This is a genomic window from Pseudophaeobacter leonis (genome assembly GCF_002087335.1).
In the GTDB taxonomy this organism is placed as follows: Bacteria; Pseudomonadota; Alphaproteobacteria; order Rhodobacterales; family Rhodobacteraceae; genus Pseudophaeobacter; species Pseudophaeobacter leonis.
This window is the reverse complement of sequence record NZ_MWVJ01000045.1, coordinates 63051-82880: the sequence shown is the minus strand read 5'-3', so window position 1 is coordinate 82880 and position 19830 is coordinate 63051. Positions and strand designations below refer to the sequence as shown.

Below are 19830 nucleotides of genomic sequence, written 5' to 3'. Positions count from 1 at the left end.
AAATGTTCTGGTCTGCAGTATCTGCGCAGAAACCTGTTCTGGTCACAGTGGCATGGGCGAAACCAAACCGGCCGCCCCAAAGGGACGGCCGAAAGTTGTGTTCTTATTTGAATATGTCTCAGTGATCCGGGCCATGCCTAGGGTGGCTGGGCCCTGGATCGCAGAACATCGCGGACCAGGGCCTAGCGTGCGCGAATCCGTGGATCCAGCGCATCGCGCAAGCCGTCGCCCAGGTAGTTCACGCTCAACACCGTCAGCGAGATCGCCATACCGGGCCAGAATACCCGTTCCGGGTGCTGCTGCAGATAGTCCGTGGCATCAAACAGCAGCCGTCCCCAGGTTGGGAAATCCGGCGGAAAGCCAAGGCCGAGGAACGACAATGAGCTTTCGGTGATGATCGCGGTGGCAATACCCAGCGTGGCAGAGACCATGATCGGCGACAGCACGTTGGGCAGAATATGCCGGGTGATCAGCTTGCTGTTGGAGGTGCCGATGGAGCGGGCCGCCATGACGAACTCACGTTCCTTAATTGCCAGAACATCGCCCCGCACAATGCGCGCTGTGGGCATCCACGAGGTGATGCCAATGGCGCAAACGATGAGGATAAAGATCCCCTGCTCTGGTCCAAAGGCCGCGTTGAGCGGCTCGCGGAACAGCAGCATCATCACCAGCAGCAGTGGCAGCAGCGGCAGGGCCAGGAACAGGTCGGTCAGTCGCATAAGCGGCCCGTCCAGCCGCCTGAAAAACCCGGCTACAACCCCAATAAAGGACCCAAGCACCAGCGCCAGCGCCATCGCCGTGAGGCCAACGGAGACCGAGGTCGAGCCACCCGCCATCATACGTGCCAGCATGTCGCGACCCAACTGATCGGTGCCAAAGGGATGCGCCCAGGAGGGGCTTTGGTTGCGCGCGCGGATGTCGATATGGGTGGCCTCGATGTCCCAGAACAGAGGTCCCAGATAAACCGAGGCGATGATCAGCATAAACAGAATGCCTCCCATCAATGCGCCACGGAGGGATTTGAACTGGTCCCAGACATCAAGGCACTGGCTGCGCGGCGGATTGCTGGGAATGGGATTGCTAAGATCAGTCATAGCGGATCCTCGGGTCTAGAATGCCGTAAAGAACATCGGCGATCAGGTTGAACAGCACGATGAGGATGGCAAAGATAAAGGTGAGCGTCTGTACCATGGGCAGATCATTCGCCTGGATGGCGCCAATCAGCAGCTGGCCAATACCATTTACCTTGAAGACCTGCTCGGTGATGATGGCGCCGCCAAAGATCGCAGGAATACCAAGCGCGATCACGGTGACCACAGGGATCATCGAGTTGCGCAGCACATGCACCATGACCACGACATATTCGCTGAGGCCCTTGGCACGGGCTGTGCGCACATAATCCTGGTTCAGGTTGTCCAGCATGGAGGCGCGCATAAAGCGGCTGAGCTGGGCGGTGATCTGCAGCGCCAGAACCATGACGGGCATGATCATCTGTCGCAACTGGTGCACGAAACTGTCCCAGCTGTCGACCACATGGGTGGTGTCATAGATCGACGGGAACCAGCCGAGCTGCACCGAGAAGATCACGATGACCAGCACGCCCGAGAAAAACGGCGGCACGGAAAGGCCGACCATGGAGACAAATGTGCCCAGCTGGTCAAACCAGCTGTACTGCCGGTAGGCCGAATAGATGCCGATAGGCAGGGCGATAAAGATGGCCACAACATAGGCGGTGCCCACAACCCAGAGCGTCTGCGGCATCCGCTGGATGACGATATCCATCGCGGGTGAGCGGGTCTGCCAGGAGATTACGCGCAGGTCACCCTGCGAGAAGGTTGTGCCAAAATAATGGTCAATCATCAACTGGGGTTCAATCCAGAAGAACTGCACCAGCCACTTCCAGAACCGGATGGGGGCAGGTTGGCCAAGGCCAAGAGCCTCGCGCATTTTTTCTTTGACTTCGGGGGGCACTGTGAGGGGAACCTGTGCCATCGGATCGCCCGGAGCGAGTTCGAGCAGCAGGAAAATCACGAGACTGATGAACAGCAATGTCGGAACCGACAGGACCAGTCGCCTGATTGTAAAGGTCAGCATGGAGCGTGCGCCTTTTGCAATGTGTTATTGTTGAGCTGGGCAGGCGGAAGAGCCGCTGGGGGATTCCGCTTGGCCAATGTGTCCGGCGATAGACCGGAACGCGGCGCGAATGGCAAGAGGCCCCGGTGATTTCACCGGGGCCTCATTTTGGCTAGGGCCGCTTATTTGATGCGGTGCCAGTCGGCAACGTTCCAAAGTTCGCTGTCCCAGACGTTCAGCACAACGCCACCCAGGGAGTTGGCGTGCGCCGACAGACGACCACGGTGAACCAGTGGGATCATGCCACCGTTATCAACGATGATGTCATTGAGACGCTTGGAGATTTCGGCACGTGCTGCGGCACCGGCTGTGGTTGTCAGCTCAGCATGCAGCTTGTCGAACTCTTCGTTGCAGAAGCGCGAGATGTTCTCACCCTGCCACTGCGATGCAGGGCTTGGCGCTTTGTCGCACAGACCGTTGGCCAGGTAGGACTGCGGGTCGGTGCCGTTGAAGGTGTTGGCATACATTTCAACGTCAGCATAGAACTTCTGGAAGGTGTCGGGGGATCCGGGATCACCACCAAAGAATACGGAACCGCTGAGGTTGCGCAGCTCTGATTCGATACCGATTTCGCTCCACCACTGTTTGATCAGAGCCTGGAAATCCTGACGCACGGCGTTGGTCGAGGTCTGGTACAGGATCTTCATCGGAACGCCAGCGGGGGTTTCGCGTACGCCGTCACCATTGGTGTCTTTGTAGCCCGCTTCGTCCAGCATCGCATTGGCGGCCGCGATGTCCTGCTTGTCGCAGGTAAAGGTGTCGGAGTTCACGGCAGCAGGGGCCGGGATCCAGTTACAGGTGACTTTACCCGCTTTGCCGTAGCCGATTTCGACCAGCAAAGGACGGTCGATCGCCAGCGACATGGCTTTGTAGACGGCAGGATCACCCAAGAAAGGATGCGGACGGATCACCGAACGCTCATCAGGGCCAAGCGCCGGATCAGGGTTGGTGTTGTTCAGCATGATGCGCTCAACCAGCGGACCAAAGCCTGCGACGGGTGTGCCTTTACCAGCCGATTCCATCTGCGCGATGACTTCGGGTGCCAGCTGCAGGTTCCAGGCGTAGTCAAACTCGCCGGTTTCCATCACGGCACGACCCGCTGCGGTTGCGTCGCCGCCGCCTTTGAACAGGACCTTGGCAAAGGCAGGCTTGGCCGGGTCACGGTAGTTTGGGTTCGCCGAAAGCGTGATCACGTCGTTTGGCTTGAACTCGTCCACAACAAAGGGACCGGTGCCGAGAGGGGCAAAGTTGGCCTCGGTGCACTCAGGCGCCTTGGCGCCCATGCAGTCAGCAAACTGTGTCGCCTGAATGATGGGGCTTTCGCCGCCAACAAAGGGACCATAGGGGAAGGGGGTCGGCTTGTCGAAAGTGACCTTGACGGTCAAATCGTCGATGGCTTCAACCGAGGTGACGCCTTCATATTTTGTGACCTGGGCACAGCCGCCTTCGGGGTCCATGCAATAGTCTGCGGTGAACTTCACATCATTTGCAGTGAAGGCCGACCCATCGGACCATTTCATGCCGGGCGCGATTTTCCAGGTGATCGTGGTCAGATCTTCGCTGACGCCACCGTTTTCAACTGTTGGAATCTCAGCGGCCAGGAAGGGCACCATTTCGCCAACCTGATTGTAGCGGGCCAGAGGCTCGATCACCAGCGAGGCCGCTTCAACGTCCTTGGTCCCGCCAGACAGGAAGGGGTTCATGATCGATGGCGCTTGCCAATAGATGATGTTGACCTGACCGTCAGCGCCGCGCTCGGCAAAGGCTGCCGGAGCGATGGCAGCCGAAGCGATGGCACCCATCAAAAGGGTTTTGAGTTTCATTACACTCTCCTAGTCGAACACATTACGTGTCTTTTTTTGCCGGACAGTCTTACGCCCGGCTTGTTGCCGCATCGCTGCGGATATGAAGTCGCTCTACCCAAGGTGTCTTGGAACTGGTTGAAAACTAGGCATTCTCAGAACGAAGCCGACTAATTTACAACCGCATGCCCCCAAGCAGATACTGGCTGTATCGAAACAGAGTTTGAGGAAAATGCAAGCCTTACCCCCGGGATTTTTTCCAGATAGATTTGACGGGACTTCCGGGATGGTCTTACATCCCGGTCGATATTCTATAGACGAGCGTTACATCAGAGACATGTAACGACGAATAAATAAGGGGATAACCGGGGTGCTGGATCAACCAATTGCACAAATTAAGGGCTTGCGAGTCGAGTTTCAGACCAAAGATGGCCCGGTTGTCGGCGTCGAGGATGTTTCTTTTGATATTCACCCCGGTGAAACCGTCTGTGTTGTTGGCGAATCTGGCTCTGGAAAATCGGTTTCTTCGCTGTCGCTGATGCGTTTGGTTGAATTCGGTGGTGGCGCTATCGCTGCGGGCGAGTTGGTGTTTGATCGCCGCGAGGGCGGCAGTCTGGATCTGGCCCAGGCGCCGGGCGATGTGATGAAAGAGATTCGCGGCAACGAGATCGGCATGATCTTTCAGGAGCCGATGACCGCTCTTAATCCGGTCTTTACGGTGGGGCGTCAGCTGACCGAAGGTCTGCGGGTCCACAAAGGGATGAACAAGGCCGAGGCCGAGGCCCGCGCGCTGGAGCTGCTGCGCCAGGTTCGCATGCCGGAACCCGAGCGCCGTCTGAAGCAATACCCACATGAGCTGTCTGGTGGCATGCGTCAGCGGGTGGTGATCGCCATGGCGATGGCTTGCGAGCCGCGCCTGCTGATCGCGGATGAGCCGACAACCGCGCTAGATGTGACCATTCAGGCCGAGATCCTGGCGCTGATGGACCGCTTGAAGCGCGAGACAGGCACGGCAGTGATGTTCATCACCCACGACATGGCTGTTGTGGCGCAGATGGCAGACCGGGTCGTCGTCATGTTCAGGGGCAACAAGGTCGAAGAGGGCACCGTCCAGGAGATCTTTGAAAACCCCCAACACGACTACACCAAGGCGCTGCTGGCAGCAGTGCCCAAGCTGGGCGAGATGCGGGGAAGGGACTTCCCTGAGCCGATGAAGCTGATGGGGGTCGACGACCAGAAGATTGAACCGATCAAGGGCAGTGACCAGGTGCTTCTCAATGTCGAAAACCTGACCACGCGCTTCCCGGTGAAGGGCGGCATTTTACGGCGCACGGTGGCCAATGTGCATGCGGTCGAAGACGTCTCCTTTAAGGTTTTCAAAGGTCAGACCCTGTCTCTGGTTGGCGAATCCGGCTGTGGCAAATCCACGGCCGGCCGCTCGATCCTGCGTCTGGTCGAGCCACAGTCTGGCAAGGTTGAATTTGAGGGCCGCGATGTGCTTGGCCTTAATCAGCGCGAGTTGCACAAGGCGCGGCTGGACATGCAGATGATCTTTCAGGATCCCTTTGCCTCGCTGAACCCACAGATGCAGCTGCTGGATCAGGTGGCAGAACCCCTGCGCAACTATGGTCTGGCCACAGGCTCTGAGCTGCAGGACCGCGTGGCCAATCTGTTTGATCGGGTGCAATTGCCGCGCAGCTTTATGCGCCGCTACCCGCATGAGATGTCCGGCGGGCAGCGCCAAAGGATCGCCATTGCGCGCGCCCTTGCCCTGAACCCGAAACTGATTGTCGCCGATGAGGCGGTCTCGGCGCTGGATGTGTCGGTGCAGGCGCAGGTGTTGAACCTGATGATGGAATTGCAGGCAGATCTCGGCCTGTCTTTCCTGTTCATCAGTCACGACATGGCGGTGGTCGAACGCGTCAGCCATCAGGTTGGCGTGATGTATCTGGGGCGGATTGTAGAACTGGGGCCGCGCGCCCGGGTGTTTGAAAACCCGCAGCATGCCTATACGCAGGCCTTGATGAAGGCGGTTCCAATTGCCGACCCCCATCGCCGCAAAAGCGAAAAGGATCTGAATTTCAAACCGATCCCATCGCCAATTCATGACCTGAACTATCACCCCGAGCCTTCGGAGTATCTTGAGGTGGAGCCAGGCCATTTTGTCCTGACCACTGACAGCGGATACTGAATTCCATGACGACAGTTTTGACGCCGCTTCAGATTATGGAGCATTTGGTGGGCTTTCCGACGGTCAGCCGCGAGACCAATTTGCCGCTGGTGGATTGGGTGCAGGACTACCTCAGCGCGCAGGGCATTGCCTCGCATCGCTGGGTTGACCCGGATCAGCCGCATAAGGCGGCCGTCTTTGCCCATGTGGGCCCCGATGTTGAGGGCGCGGTTGTGCTGTCGGGCCACACGGATGTGGTGCCGGTGGATGGCCAGCCCTGGGATAGTGATCCGTTCACCGTGGTTGAACGCGACGGTAAATATTTCGGCCGCGGCACCTGTGATATGAAAGGGTTTGACGCTCTGGCGATCTGGGCTCTGGTGGCGGCGCATCATCGGGGTGTGACGCGGCCTTTGCAGCTGGCGCTCAGCTTTGATGAAGAAATCGGCTGTACCGGTGCGCCGCCTATGATCGAGGCGATGCAGCAGCACCTGCCGAAAGGCTCGGCGGTGATTGTGGGTGAGCCCTCGATGATGCAGGCGGTCACCGGTCACAATGGCGGCTATGGCTTTGCCACGCATATCGTGGGCTTTGAGGTGCACAGCTCGCTGTTGCACACCGGCGTCAACGCCATCATGGAGGGCGCCAAGCTGATCGACTGGGCCAACCAGCGCAACGTCGAGAACCAGGCAAAAGAGCCGGGGGAGTTGCAGGCGCTGTTCAACCCGCCCTTTACCACCTGTCATGTTGGCACGATCGAGGGCGGCACCGCCCATAACATCACCGCCAAAGACTGTCGGTTCATGATGGGGTTTCGGGTGGTGCCCGGCGAAAGCGCGGCCCAGTGGGAGCAGGCCTATCTGGCCAGGGTGAAAGAGGTCGAGGCCGGTATGCAGGCCATTCACCCCGATGCCCGTATTGATGTCACACGCGCCTTTGACGTGCCTGCTCTTGCTCCGGAAGAGGCGGGCGATGCCGAAACTCTGGTGCGGAGCCTGACGGGGGACAATGGCACCCATGTTGTCACCTACGGCGCCGAAGCGGGGCAGTTTCAGGCGGCGGGCTATTCGGCTGTGATCTGTGGCCCCGGAGATATTGCACAGGCGCATCAACCCAATGAATATGTCACTGTGGCTCAGTTCAACGCCGGGCATGCGTTCATGGCGCAGCTGGTCGATCGCCTTGCGTAATAGTGTGCTGTTTGTCCTTTGTCGCGCCAGCGCTATGCTATCCCTGTGTTGCCTGTGTTCCGTAGCCCTGTGTTCCGTTGCCCTGTTGAAAGATCAGTATGTCAAAGAGTGAGAGTGACCTTCCCAAGGGGATCTATGAGGAAATCGATTTTGCGGTTTTGCTGCAGATTGCTGGCCGCATGATTGCGCAACACGTTGAGGCCATTGGCAAAGAGGTTGGGCTTTCGGCAGGTCACCTCAGCGTTTTGGGGATGGTGCATCGCAAACCGGGCCTGGTGCAAAATGTATATGGCTCGATATTGGCTATAAATGATGCAACTTTGGGGCGCTATGTCGACAAATTGGTCGATCATGGTCTGCTGCAGCGCACCCGCAGTGATGAAGACCGGCGTACGGTGCGTCTGACCCTGACCGATGCCGGTCTGGACTATATCCTGACGGCAAAATCCCGCCTCGCGGCGATCCGCCATGACATAAAACGCGGGCTGCAAGACACTGATATCTCTCAGTTAGAGAAAAACCTCATCACGTTTTTGTCGGCGGAGGGACCGGACCTGTAAGAGGCGTAGACAAAGCTTTTTAAGTTTTGTACCAATCATCTCAAATGATAGGAGTTGTGACCGTGCCGATCAAAAACCGATTTGCCGAAATGCAGCAAGAGATCACCGCCTGGCGGCGCCACCTGCATGAAAACCCCGAACTCATGTATGAGGTGCACAAGACGGCCGCCTTTGTCCAGGAGCAGCTCAAAGGCTTTGGCGTGACGGATGTGACGCCCGGAATTGGCAAAACCGGCGTGGTCGCGGTCATTGAGGGCAAAACCAACACTTCGGGGCGCGTCATTGGGCTGCGCGCCGATATGGATGCGCTGCCGATCCACGAAGCCTCTGGTGTGGACTATGCCTCGAAAACACCGGGTGTGATGCATGCCTGTGGTCATGATGGTCACACCGCAATCCTGTTGGGGGCTGCAAAATATCTCTCCGAGACCCGCAATTTTGACGGCAAAGTCGTGCTGATTTTTCAGCCCGCCGAAGAGGGCGGCGCGGGGGCGCTGGCCATGTGTCAGGACGGCTTGATGGAGCGCTGGGGCATTCAGGAAGTCTACGGCTTGCACAATATGCCGGGGCAGCCCTGTCGGCGAATTTGCAATCCGTCCCGGCGCTCTGTTGGCCTCATCGGATGAGTTCGAGATTGTGGTGACCGGCAAGGGCGGCCATGCGGCAGCCCCGCATGAAACCATCGACACCACTTTGGTGGCCTCGCAGATCGTGGTGTCGCTGCACTCTATTGTGTCGCGCAATGTGGATCCGATCAAACGCGTGGTGCTGACTGTGGGGACCTTTGCCACCGACAGTACAGCCTCGAATGTGATTGCCCACACGGCCAAACTGGAGGGGACGGTGCGCACGCTGGATACAGAATACCGCGCCTCTGCCGAAGACTGGGTGCGTCGGGTTGCCACCAGCACAGCAGAGGCCTTTGGCGCCAACGCCGAGGTGATCTGGACGCCGGGCTATCCGGTGACGATCAACACCGAGACCGAGACCGGCTACGCCATTGAGGCCGCCCGGGCGGTGGGAACTGCAGTGGATGAGAACACGCCGCCCATCATGCCCTCCGAGGATTTCTCCTATATGCTCGAAGAGCGCCCCGGCGCCTATATTTTCCTCGGCAATGGCGACACGCCCATGTGCCACCACCCGGCCTATGTCTTTGACGACGAGGCAATACCGCTGGGATGCAGCTGGTTTGCTGAGCTTGTTGAGCGACGCATGCCTGCTGCCTGAAGGAGACGCGCGATGCCAGTCAAGAACCGAATTGCAGATCTGCACGCAGAGGTGACGGCCTGGCGCCGCGACATCCACGAAAACCCGGAAATCCTCTATGACACGCACCGGACCAGCGCTTTGGTGGCTGAAAAGCTGCAAAGCTTTGGCTGCGATGAGGTGGTGACGGGCATTGGCCGCACTGGCGTTGTTGCGGTGATCCGGGGGCGCAGCGACACAAAGGGGCGCGCCATTGGATTGCGCGCCGATATGGACGCGCTGCCGATGCAGGAGCAGACCCGTCTGCCGCATGCCTCCAAAACTGACGGGGCCATGCATGCCTGTGGCCACGACGGTCACACAGCAATGCTGCTGGGGGCGGCAAAATACCTCAGTGAGACGCGCAATTTTGACGGCACGGCCGTGGTGATCTTTCAGCCGGCCGAAGAAGGCGGCAATGGCGCCGAGGCCATGTGCAAAGATGGCCTGATGGATCGTTTTGACATTGATGAAGTCTACGCCATTCACAACGCGCCGGGGGTGGATCTGGGGAAATTCACCATTCGCGCCGGGCCTGTCCTGGCTTCGGTCGATGAATTCACGCTGACCCTGCAGCGGCGTGGTGGCCATGCCGCCAAGCCGCAGGAAACCGTTGATACCACTGTGATGATGGCGCATGTGATCACCGCGTTGCAAACGGTGATGTCGCGCAATGTGGATCCTGTGTTACAGGGTGTGCTGTCCATCACCTCTGCCGAGACCTCCTCAAAGGCCTTTAATGTCATCCCGGACCGGGCTGAGGTGCGCGGCACCATCCGCACCCACTCGGCTGAAGTGCGCGCCTTGATCCCCGTGCGGCTGCAAGAGATTGTCGACGGTATCACCCAGACATTTGGTGGCTCAGCTGAGCTGTGCTTTCATCTGGGGGTGCCGGTCACGGTCAATGACGCCGCAGCCGCTGATTTTGCCCGCGCTGCCGCCGAGACGGTTTCTGGTGCGGGCGCATGTGGCGCCGGGCCGCTGGCGATGGGAGGCGAGGATTTCTCCTTTATGCTGCAAGAGCGCCCAGGTGCCATGATCCGCCTTGGTAATGGCCCCTCTGCGGGGCTGCACCACCCCGAATATGACTTTAACGATGAGGCCATCCCAACTGGTATCAGCTGGTTTGCCGAAATGATTGAACAACGTATGCCTGCCGCCTGAGACCTGAGACCTGAGGCCTTAAACCTGTCGCCTGAGATCTTGAGTCCTGAGACCTTGAGACCTGAGGCGACCACGACCACATTCAGGACAATCCCACAGGCGCGCTTTGACGTGTCAGGGGATGTCAAATACCAAGGAGAGCTTCCATGCCGGTCAAAAACCGCTTTGCCGAATTGCAAAAAGAAATCACTGCCTGGCGCCGTGATATCCACGAGAACCCGGAAATCCTGTTCGAGACCCATCGCACCAGCGCCCTGGTGGCCGAAAAGCTCAAGGAGTTTGGCTGCGATGAAATCACCACAGGCATCGGCCGCACCGGCGTTGTTGGGGTGATCAAGGGCAAGACGGACACAGCTGGCAAGGTGATCGGCCTGCGTGCCGATATGGACGCGCTGCCCATTCACGAGGCCACCGGGCTGGACTATGCCTCCAAAACCCCCAACGCCATGCATGCCTGCGGCCACGATGGCCACACGGCTATGCTGCTGGGCGCCGCCAAATACCTCTCCGAGACGCGCAATTTTGACGGCACCGTCGTGCTGATCTTCCAGCCCGCCGAAGAGGGCGGCGGTGGCGGTCGCGAAATGTGCGAAGATGGCATGATGGACCGCTGGGGTATCCAGGAAGTCTACGGCATGCACAACTGGCCTGGTGAGCCCACAGGTGCCTTTGCCATCCGTTCGGGTGCGTTCTTTGCCGCCACCGATCAATTCGACATTACCTTTGAGGGGCGCGGCGGTCATGCGGCAAAACCGCACGAGACCATCGACGCCACAGTGATGGCCGCCCAGGCGGTTCTGGCGTTGCAGACCATCGCTGCGCGCAACGCGGACCCGGTTGAGCAGATCGTGGTCTCGGTGACGTCGTTTGAGACCTCATCCAAAGCCTTCAATGTGATCCCGCAGCGGGTACAGATGAAAGGCACCGTGCGCACCATGTCGAATGACATCCGTGATTTGGCAGAAAAGCGCATCAAGGAGATTTGCGCGGGCGTTGCGGCCACCTTGGGGGGCACCGCTGAGGTCACCTATCATCGGGGCTATCCGGTGATGGCCAACCACGAGGAGCAGACCGAGTTCGCCGCCAAGGTGGCGACGGATATCGCGGGCGGCTGTGAAGAAGCACCGCTGGTGATGGGCGGCGAAGACTTTGCCTTTATGCTGGAAGAGCGCCCCGGCGCCTATATTCTGGTGGGCAATGGCGACAGCGCTTCGGTGCATCACCCGGAATACAATTTCAACGACGAAGCCATTCCTGCCGGGTGCAGCTGGTGGGCAGGGATCGTTGAGCAGCGTATGCCCGCAGCCTGATTAGGCTCAGGCTCGGTACACGCAACAAAAAGAAGGGGGCTTGGCGGATGCCAGGCCCTCTTTTCGTGCTGCGGCTTTTTGTTTTGAGGCAACGGATCGTTTCGAGGTAGCGGATCTATGGGGGCTTGCGTTATACGCCCCGTTACCCTTTGCGCCAAAGCTCTTGATAGACGGCTTCGATGCCCTGCGCTTCGCGCGCTGCGCTGAAACTGGCGATGGCCACGTCGCGGGCCTTATGGCACATGGCCTGATGCCGCGCGGGATCTTGCAGCAGCGCCAGTGCGGCGGCTGCGGCCTGCGAGGCGCCTCCTGCGGCACGGTCAGCCCGGTGTTGCCCTGTGTGGCAAAGGCCCGGTAGTAGCCCGCCTCGGAGCCAACAAAAGGCACAGCGCTGGCCATGCCCTCAAGCGGCACCATGCCATAGCCCTCATAGCGGGGCAGTTGCATCACCAGCGATAGCGCCCGCATCAGCCGGGGCAGCTCTGCTGCGGGGATTTCCCCCGGAAACAGGATGCGGTCGCCCAGGCCTGCAGCGCTGACGCGGTCGCGCAGGCCTTTAAGGAATACCTGATGCTCCGGCGCGGCGCGGCCCAGCACCAGCGCTTTTGCACCAGGCAGTTGCGGCAACAGCTGCAGCATGGCCTCGACAAAGAGATCGGTGCCTTTTTCCGGCCGGATCCGGCCAATGCTGGCAATCCCCAGGGTGCCACCATAGCCAAGAGCCTCCCAGGCGTTGGCGCGGTTTTCGGCCGGGCAAAAACTCGCGGTGTCGACGCCATGGGGCACAACGGCACGCACATGCGGCACATAGGCGGCGGCCTCTTCGGTGGTGGCCACAACCGCATCCATACGGGAGATCAGCCAGCGTGGCAGCGCCGAGTGGCGACGCTGCGCGGCCGAGGTAAAGACAACGCGAATGGGCAGCCGCAGCACGTCCCGTGTCCAGATCGCGGCCCGCATCTCGGTATTGCGGCGCACATGCCAGATGGCAAACGGGTAACTGTCGGGCCGGCTGCGTGAGAGTGTGCGCGCCATTTTCAGACTGATGGGATCAGGGCAGTGCGGCAGCGCACGGCCAACCAGCCTCACGTCGTGCAGACGTACCTGCTGGCGCAACACATTGGCAGCGGTGGCAGAAACCCCGGTGAAGTTCTTGTTGAAATTGGTGACAAAAAGCTCAGTCACAGGGTGCTCCCAGGCAAAGATCGGTGATCAGGCGGTTGACGACAGCGTCGAGCTGGCCGGATTGCTTTTCCACAAAGTCGCGCGCCGCAATCCGGGCGGATGCCAGCTGCTGCGCATCATCCAGCCAGAGCGCCACCGCCTTTGCCAGGGTCGCTGCATCCGTCACCTCAAAGGCACCGCCGGCTGCAATCATGGGCGGAAAGGTCTCGGTGAAATTGCTATAGCCGGGACCGGTCAGAACCGTGGCGTCGGCCTGGGCCACCACAAAGGGATTGTGACCGCCGATGGGCAACAGAGAGCCTCCGAGAAAAACGATAGGGGACAGCGCGTACCAGCTGCCCAGCTCGCCCAGCGTGTCGGCCAGATAGACCTGCGTGTCAGGCCGACAGGCGGCGCCGGTACTGCGCTGCGCAGAACTGAGGCCCGCCTTGGCGATCATTTCGCAGATCTCGGCGGCGCGTTCGGGGTGACGCGGGGCCAGCAACAGGCACAGATCGGGGTGTTTCTGCAAGAGCTGCTTATGGGCCGCCAGCACGACCTCTTCTTCGCCTGCATGGGTTGAGCTGGCGACCCATAGGGGGCGCCCGGAGAGCGCCGTTTGCATCTCGCGCACCAGAGCAGGGTCCTGGGGCAGGGCAGCCGCCCCGGCCTTGAGGTTGCCGCTGGGAAAAACCCGCTCGGCGGGCGCGCCAAGCGACAAAAGATCCTGCGCCACCTGTTCGTTCTGCGTCAGCAAAAGGTCGAACAACCCCAAGGATATAGCGGGCTGTCGGCAGTTTTTTGCGCCAGGATTTGACCGAGTGTTCTGACAGGCGGCCATTGACCAGCGCCAGGCGGGTGCCGGAGGCCTTGGCGGCTGCAAGGGTGATGGGCCAGAGTTCGCTCTCGACAAAGATGCCGGCATCCGGGCGCCAATGGGTCAGAAAACGGCCGACAGAACGGCTGGTGTCAAGCGGCGCAAACTGGTGCTGGCAGCCCTGCGGCAGCCGTTTCAACGCCATGCTGGCTGAGGTGGCGGTGCCAGAGGTGAGCAGAAACCGCGCCTCGGGCAGTAGGGGTTTCAATTTGTTGATCAGGGTGATTGCCGCGAGGCTTTCGCCGACAGAGGCGCCGTGAAACCAAATCAAAGGCGCATTGTCAGCCAGTACAGGACGGGGCAGGCTGGCATGCCCCAGTCTTTCCCGCTGACGGGATTTGCTGACGCCCTGCGCCGCCAGTTTGGCCGCGACCTTGCGATAGGCAAGCGGCGCGATCAGCCCGGTCAGGAGACGGTAGCAGTGAAACAACAGCGTCGGTGATGCCGTGCGCGCGCTCTGGGGCATCTCGTAGCGCTCAGCCGCCGGTGTGGCTCATGTGGCGGGTCATTGTGCCGCCAACTTTTTCCCGGGAATAGTCGAAATCGTGGCCTTTGGGTTTGTCGCCAATGGCTGCGCGGATCGCGTTCTCCAGAACGTCCGAGCCCTCCTGACTGGCGCGCAGGGGGCTGCGCAGATCAGCAGAGCCCTCTTGTCCCAGACAGGTGTAGATTTCGCCGGTACAGGTGACGCGCACCCGGTTGCAGCTTTCGCAGAAATTATGGCTGAGCGGCGTGATAAACCCGATCTTCTGGCCTGTTTCTTCCAGCCGCACATAGCGCGCCGGGCCACCGGAGCGTTCCGCCAGATCACTGACGCTATAGTGGTTTTCATATTCAGCCCGCACCTCTTTCAGCGACCAGAACTGACCGATGCGGTTTTCGTCGCCGATGTCTTCACCCATGGGCATGACCTCGATCCAGGCGAGATCAATATCGCGGGCGCCGCACCAGCGGGTGATAGCGGGCAGTTCCGCCTCGTTAAAGCCTTTGAGGGCAACAGCGTTTATCTTGACGCGCAGACCGGCCTTTTGCGCCGCATCTATGCCACGCAGCACCTGAGGCAGACGTCCCCAGCGGGTGACTTTGGCAAATTTTTCCTCGTCCAGTGTATCAAGCGAGACGTTGACCCGGCGCACGCCGGCCGCATACAGCGCCTCGGCGTATTTCTCCAGTTGCGATCCATTGGTGGTCAGCGTCAGCTCTTTCAGCGCGCCTGTCTCCAGATGCCGGGACATGCTTTGCAAGAAGGTCATGATATCGCGGCGCACCAGAGGTTCGCCGCCGGTAATGCGCAGCTTTTGCACCCCGAGATTGACAAAGCTGGTGCAAAGCCGGTCCAGCTCTTCCAGCGTCAACAGCTCTTTTTTGGGCAAAAAGGTCATGTTTTCCGACATGCAGTAGACACAGCGGAAGTCACAACGGTCGGTAACCGAAACGCGCAGATAGGTGATGGCGCGTGCGAAGGGATCAATCAGAGGTGCGTTCATATAGCCTTGCTAAGGCTCTGTTTGGCCTAGGGCAAGGAAAGACTGTGTTTTGGGGCCAGTTTCAGGGCCGGTTTCGGGGCCAGTCTCGGGGCCAGTTTCGCGGACTGTGTTTTGGTACTGGTCATGGACCTGTGCCAAAGCTAGTCTCACCTGATGAAACAGATGATATTTGCTCTTAGTCCCGTTGTGTTGCTCTGTGCATGCAATACGCTGCAGTGGAATTCAGATATTCTCGGTGGCGCACCAGCCGGTGTTGAACAAACATCCCAAGGGGATCCCGGCGCGCCGCTATCAGCCCTTACAACAGAAGAATTGCAGCCCAGTGCCGCGTTCGAAGGCAGTGCCGTAACAGAGCAGGCTGAAGGGGCCACAGCCCTAAATACTGCATCTGATACCGGATCTGATACTGGGACAGCCAGTGTTGCTGCGGTTTCAGCACCTGGGTTTCAGGGGCGGGCCAGCACCGTGGCCTCCCTCGGGGATCCTGCCCTGCCGGGGATGTGGATGGAGACATCTTTGGTCAGCACCGAGCAGGTCGCCCTGCTGCGCAGTTCCAACGGTAAAGAAGTCCGCGTGACGCTGAAGCCCGCAAGCGGCTCCAGCTCCAGCAGTGGACGGCTGTCGATCAGCGCCATGCGCGCCCTGGGCGCACCTTTGAGCGAACTGGTTGCGCTAGAGGTGCTGCCCGCAAGCTGACGCAGGCTGAGCCTGTGTTGCTTGCAGCTTACAGATCCTGCTGTGCCTCTGCAGGCGTGGATGCAGCCTCATCTGGTGTTTCAGCCTCAGGGGCTGCGGTGGCAACCAGGCCAGGATAGACCACGGGATCCTTGAGGTATTTGGCGGCTTCCTTGCGGGCAAAGGGCTTCATACCGACCCCATGCGCGACCAAAAAGGCGCGGCTGGCCTCGGCGTCATGTTTGCTGAGATCACGCACCCACCAGGCGATGGATTTCTGCAGGAACCAGTTGCGGTCGGGTACAAAGGAGGCGGCCCAGCCCAGAATACGGGCGCGCCGCGCCTGATCGTCAGCTTTCAGGTTGTTCAGCTTGGCCCAGGGCAGGCAGGCCACAAGGGCCGCGCGCCGGGTCCACATGTTTTCCGCTGTGGTCCAGGCCTCGACCTCGTCCAGCCGGGACGGATCTGCGACCAGACGTTTTTGCATCGCCATGCAGGCGTGATCCGCAATCGCCCAGCTGTCAAAGTCGGGCAGCCAGCTTTGCAACAGATCCCAAACCGGGCCGTCATCCTTGATCCGGGCCTGCGTCAGCAGTTTTGCCGCCGCGATCCGGGCTTCAAAAATGTCGCTTTTCCACAGCTCATCCGCCAGCGTGACACGCGCCTCAAGGTCCAGATCCTGACGCCAGGCCTTGGTGATGTCATTCAGGGCAGTGTTTGGAACGCCCAGAACAACGCGTTTTTGTTTGTGGTAGCTCACCATCTGGTCGGCGCGACCGGGCTCAATCGCGGCACTCAGCTCGGCCAGGGCATCATCAATAATCATAGGTCACTCCACCGTCACGGATTTGGCAAGATTGCGCGGCTGGTCCACATCGGTGCCCTTGGCAACCGCGGTGTGATAGGCCAGCATCTGGGCTGGCAGCGCATAAAGGATTGGCGTCAGGCTATCGTGCACCTGCGGCATCTATGGTTTCCCAGGTGCCTTCGCCGCCCTCCTTAAGGCCGGGCGCATCCGAGATCAACACAACCTTGCCCTTGCGCGCCATGACCTCCTGCATATTGGAGACGGATTTGTCAAAGAGCCGGTCTTTTGGTGCGAAAACCACCACTGGCATTTGTTTGTCAATCAGGGCGATGGGGCCGTGTTTCAGCTCACCCGAGGCATAGGCTTCAGCGTGGATATAGCTGATTTCTTTCAGCTTTAGCGCACCCTCAAGGGCGAGGGGGAACATCAGCCCACGCCCGAGAAACAACACATCGCGCGCTTCGCTGAGCTTTTGCGCCGTCTGGCGGATATTGTCGTTCTGCTCAAGAGCCGCTGCCAGCACATTAGGTAATCCGCGCAGGGCAGAGATATGTGCCTGCAGATCTTCGGCTGTGATCTCGCTGCGGTCGGTGGCGGCCTTGAGCGCCAGCATCAGCAGAACGCTCAACTGGCAGGTAAAGGCCTTGGTTGAGGCGACGCCAATTTCAACACCGGCATGGATCGGCAGCGCCAAATCGCTTTCGCGCGCGATCGAGCTTTCGGCGACATTCGCCACCGAGAGGATCTTGTCGGCCTTGCCTTCGCAGTAGCGCAGCGCTGCCAGCGTGTCGGCGGTTTCGCCGGATTGCGACACAAACAGCGCGGCCGTTTTGCCCGGAATGGGCGGCTCGCGGTAGCGGAACTCAGAGGCGACATCGACCTCGACGGGGATGCGGGCGATCTGCTCGAACCAGTATTTGGCAGTGAGGCAGGCGTAATAGGCGGTGCCGCAGGCGACCATGGTGAGACGGTCGATCTGTGAGAAATCAATGCCAGCGCCAGGCAGATGCACCGCGTCTTCACCCACGGGGAGATAGTGGCGGATGGCCTCGGCGATCACCGTTGGCTGCTCGGCAATCTCTTTGGCCATAAAGTGCTTGTGGCCGGCCTTGTCGACCTGCGTGACGTCAATCTGGATGGTCTTCATGGCGCGGTTGGCCAGCGCCCCCTGGGCGTCGCGGATCTCAAAGCTGGTCCGGCTCAGCACCACCCGGTCGCCCTCTTCCAGGTAGGTGATGCGATCCGTGAGCGGCGCCAGAGCGATGGCATCGCTGCCGACAAACATCTCACCATCCCCATGGCCAATCGCCAAGGGCGAACCACGGCGGGCGGCAATCATCAGGTCTTCTTCACCGTCAAACAGAAAGGCGAGGGCAAAAGCGCCCTGGAGCCGGTCCAGCGTCTGGTTGGCAGCAGCGACAGGCGACAGGCCCTGTTCCAGATAATGTTGCGTCAGCAAAGCGACAGTTTCGGTATCTGTCTCGGTCTGAAATTCGAGGCCTATGCCGGCCAGCTCAGCACGCAGCTCACGGTAATTTTCAATAATGCCATTGTGCACCACGGCCACGGATCCGGCCCGGTGTGGGTGGGCGTTGCTCACCGAGGGCACGCCATGGGTGGCCCAGCGGGTGTGGCCGATGCCGGATTTTCCGGGCAGCGGATCATGTACCAGCAGATCGCTGAGGTTCACCAGTTTGCCCAAAGCGCGCCGCCGCGCCAGCGTACCCTTGTTTACAGTGGCGATGCCTGCGCTGTCATAGCCGCGATATTCCAGCCGTTTGAGGGCCTCTACCAGAATGGGGGCGGCCTCATGATTGCCAAGGACTCCTACGATGCCACACATTATTCAGGCTCCTTTGTCAGGCGGGCCTTTTTGGCGCGCAGCATGTCCATCAGTTTGTAGGCGTAGCCGGATTTGTTTTCCTGCTGGGTGCGCGAGAGCGCCAATGCGCCGTCTTCGACATCCCTGGTCACCACCGTACCTGATCCCGTCATGGTCTCATTGCCCAGTGTCACCGGCGCCACCAGCAGGGTGTTGGAACCAATAAAGCTACGGGCGCCGATCTTTGTGTGGTGTTTCATCACCCCGTCGTAGTTACAGGTGATGGTGCCGGCGCCAATGTTGGTTTCTTTGCCCACCGTGGCGTCGCCGATATAGCTCAGATGGTTGACCTTGGCGCCCTCGGCGATCTCGGCGTTTTTGATCTCGACAAAATTGCCGATATGGGTGTTTTCAGCCAGTTCCGCACCGGGACGCAGGCGGGCATAGGGGCCGACCTTGGCACCGCGGCTGACGTGACAGCCCTCAAGATGCGAAAAGGGGCGGATCAGCGCGCCGCTTTCAACGGTGACGCCTGGGCCAAAGACCACATTGGGCTCGATCACCGTGTCGCGGCCAATCACCGTATCAAAGGCCAGATAAACCGTCTCGGGGGCCATCAGGGTGACGCCCAGCTCCAGCAGCTTTGCCCGGGCGCGGCTCTGGAAGACCGCATCAGCGCGTGCCAGATCGGCGCGGGATTTGACGCCAAGCGTTCGGCCTCATCGCAGGCCACCGCCGTGACCGCGCGCCCCTCGGCGCGGGCCAGTTCCACCAGATCGGTGAGGTAGTATTCACCCGAGGCATTGTCGTTGCCAATCTTGGCCCGCAGATCAAACATAAGATCCGCGTCACAGGCCATCAGGCCGGAATTGCAAAAGCTGAGCGCGCGTTCCGCCTCTGAGGCCTCTTTGTATTCGACGATACGTTCCAGACTGTCGCCCTGCATCACCAGACGGCCATAGCGGGCGGGATCAGCTGCATGAAAGCCCAGGACCACCAGATCGGCACTGGCGCGGGCGGCGACCATGCGCTCAAGCGTTTCGCTGCTGACAAAGGGCGTGTCGCCATACAGCACAACCACATCCCCGCGAAACCCCTGCAGGGCTGCGCGGGCCTGAACCACCGCATGGGGGGTGCCAAGCTGTTCTTCTTGCAGCACAACCTCGGCGCTTTCGTCGATGTCAGCCACCGCTGCGCGCACAGCCTCGGCCTCGTGGCCCGCCACGACAATCACCCGCGCAGGCCCTAGGGCGCGCCCGGCCATCAGAGCATGTTCCAGCATCGAGGCCTGGGCGATAGGGTGAAGAACCTTGGGAAGGTCCGAGTTCATCCGGGTGCCTTTGCCTGCGGCGAGGATAACGAGGGCTGTGCTCATAATTGCTTTTCTCTTTGTCTTTTATGCGCCCCCGTTCTATCCGCT

At 60.0% G+C, this 19830-nt stretch carries 13 protein-coding genes and 4 pseudogenes; 7 read left to right on the top strand and 10 right to left on the bottom strand.

What is annotated here, in order from left to right; genetic code table 11:
- Positions 1 to 182: 182 nt before the first annotated feature.
- From B4968_RS11260 to B4968_RS11250, 3 genes are all read right to left on the bottom strand, one after another.
- Positions 183 to 1094 (bottom strand): ABC transporter permease, encoded by a 912-nt coding sequence (locus B4968_RS11260; protein WP_083099121.1) that lies wholly within the window; start codon positions 1092 to 1094, stop codon positions 183 to 185.
- A complete protein-coding gene (locus B4968_RS11255) occupies positions 1087 to 2094 on the bottom strand; it encodes an ABC transporter permease (RefSeq protein WP_083099119.1) in 1008 nt (335 codons plus the stop codon). The genes B4968_RS11260 and B4968_RS11255 overlap by 8 nt, the downstream gene beginning before the upstream one ends.
- A 161-nt stretch (positions 2095 to 2255) precedes the next feature.
- Complete coding sequence (locus B4968_RS11250) at positions 2256 to 3956, bottom strand: peptide ABC transporter substrate-binding protein (RefSeq protein WP_083099117.1); 1701 nt, start codon at positions 3954 to 3956, stop codon at positions 2256 to 2258.
- 349 nt (positions 3957 to 4305) lie between these two features.
- On the opposite strand from B4968_RS11250, the gene B4968_RS11245 reads away from it, so the two are divergent.
- The 6 genes and pseudogenes from B4968_RS11245 to B4968_RS11220 all read left to right on the top strand — a co-directional run bounded on the left by B4968_RS11245 (position 4306) and on the right by B4968_RS11220 (position 11577).
- Positions 4306 to 6126, top strand: a complete 1821-nt coding sequence (locus tag B4968_RS11245) for an ABC transporter ATP-binding protein (RefSeq protein WP_083099115.1) — start codon at positions 4306 to 4308, stop codon at positions 6124 to 6126.
- 5 nt (positions 6127 to 6131) lie between these two features.
- Entirely contained in the window at positions 6132 to 7295 is a 1164-nt protein-coding gene (argE, locus tag B4968_RS11240; RefSeq protein WP_083099113.1) for an acetylornithine deacetylase, read from the top strand.
- A gap of 98 nt (positions 7296 to 7393) precedes the next feature.
- Positions 7394 to 7855, top strand: coding sequence for a MarR family winged helix-turn-helix transcriptional regulator (locus B4968_RS11235; RefSeq protein ID WP_083099111.1), 462 nt, complete (start codon positions 7394 to 7396; stop codon positions 7853 to 7855).
- A 62-nt stretch (positions 7856 to 7917) separates the two neighbouring features.
- A pseudogene (locus B4968_RS11230) lies at positions 7918 to 9085 on the top strand (M20 aminoacylase family protein).
- 12 nt (positions 9086 to 9097) lie between these two features.
- Entirely contained in the window at positions 9098 to 10267 is a 1170-nt protein-coding gene (locus tag B4968_RS11225) for a M20 aminoacylase family protein (protein WP_083099109.1), read from the top strand.
- Positions 10268 to 10413: 146 nt separating this feature from the next.
- Positions 10414 to 11577, top strand: a complete 1164-nt coding sequence (locus tag B4968_RS11220) for a M20 aminoacylase family protein (protein WP_083099108.1) — start codon at positions 10414 to 10416, stop codon at positions 11575 to 11577.
- Between the two features lie 142 nt (positions 11578 to 11719).
- On the opposite strand, the pseudogene B4968_RS11215 reads toward B4968_RS11220, so the two are convergent.
- The 4 genes and pseudogenes from B4968_RS11215 to moaA form a co-directional block, all read right to left on the bottom strand.
- Positions 11720 to 12762 (bottom strand): annotated as a pseudogene (locus B4968_RS11215) (glycosyltransferase family 4 protein).
- On the bottom strand, positions 12755 to 13297 hold the full coding sequence (locus B4968_RS25700) for a 3-deoxy-D-manno-octulosonic acid transferase (RefSeq protein ID WP_338153246.1): 543 nt from the start codon (positions 13295 to 13297) through the stop codon (positions 12755 to 12757). The pseudogene B4968_RS11215 and the gene B4968_RS25700 overlap by 8 nt, the downstream one beginning before the upstream one ends.
- Positions 13281 to 14084 carry a 3-deoxy-D-manno-octulosonic acid transferase gene (locus B4968_RS25695; protein ID WP_338153245.1) on the bottom strand — a complete coding sequence of 268 codons (804 nt, stop codon included), beginning with the start codon at positions 14082 to 14084 and terminating at the stop codon, positions 13281 to 13283. The genes B4968_RS25700 and B4968_RS25695 overlap by 17 nt, the downstream gene beginning before the upstream one ends.
- A 10-nt stretch (positions 14085 to 14094) precedes the next feature.
- Positions 14095 to 15105 (bottom strand): GTP 3',8-cyclase MoaA, encoded by a 1011-nt coding sequence (gene moaA, locus B4968_RS11205; protein WP_083099106.1) that lies wholly within the window; start codon positions 15103 to 15105, stop codon positions 14095 to 14097.
- Positions 15106 to 15258: 153 nt separating this feature from the next.
- Here moaA and B4968_RS11200 point away from each other — a divergent pair, with 153 nt between their 5' ends.
- Entirely contained in the window at positions 15259 to 15801 is a 543-nt protein-coding gene (locus tag B4968_RS11200) for a hypothetical protein (RefSeq protein WP_083099104.1), read from the top strand.
- A 28-nt stretch (positions 15802 to 15829) separates the two neighbouring features.
- Here the strand turns inward: B4968_RS11200 and B4968_RS11195 are convergent, their stop codons facing one another.
- The 3 genes and pseudogenes from B4968_RS11195 to glmU all read right to left on the bottom strand — a co-directional run bounded on the left by B4968_RS11195 (position 15830) and on the right by glmU (position 19785).
- Positions 15830 to 16606, bottom strand: coding sequence for a DNA alkylation repair protein (locus tag B4968_RS11195; RefSeq protein ID WP_083099102.1), 777 nt, complete (start codon positions 16604 to 16606; stop codon positions 15830 to 15832).
- A 3-nt stretch (positions 16607 to 16609) separates the two neighbouring features.
- A pseudogene (glmS, locus tag B4968_RS11190) lies at positions 16610 to 18431 on the bottom strand (glutamine--fructose-6-phosphate transaminase (isomerizing)).
- Positions 18431 to 19785, bottom strand: a pseudogene (gene glmU / locus B4968_RS11185) (bifunctional UDP-N-acetylglucosamine diphosphorylase/glucosamine-1-phosphate N-acetyltransferase GlmU). The pseudogenes glmS and glmU overlap by 1 nt, the downstream one beginning before the upstream one ends.
- Positions 19786 to 19830 lie beyond the last annotated feature (45 nt).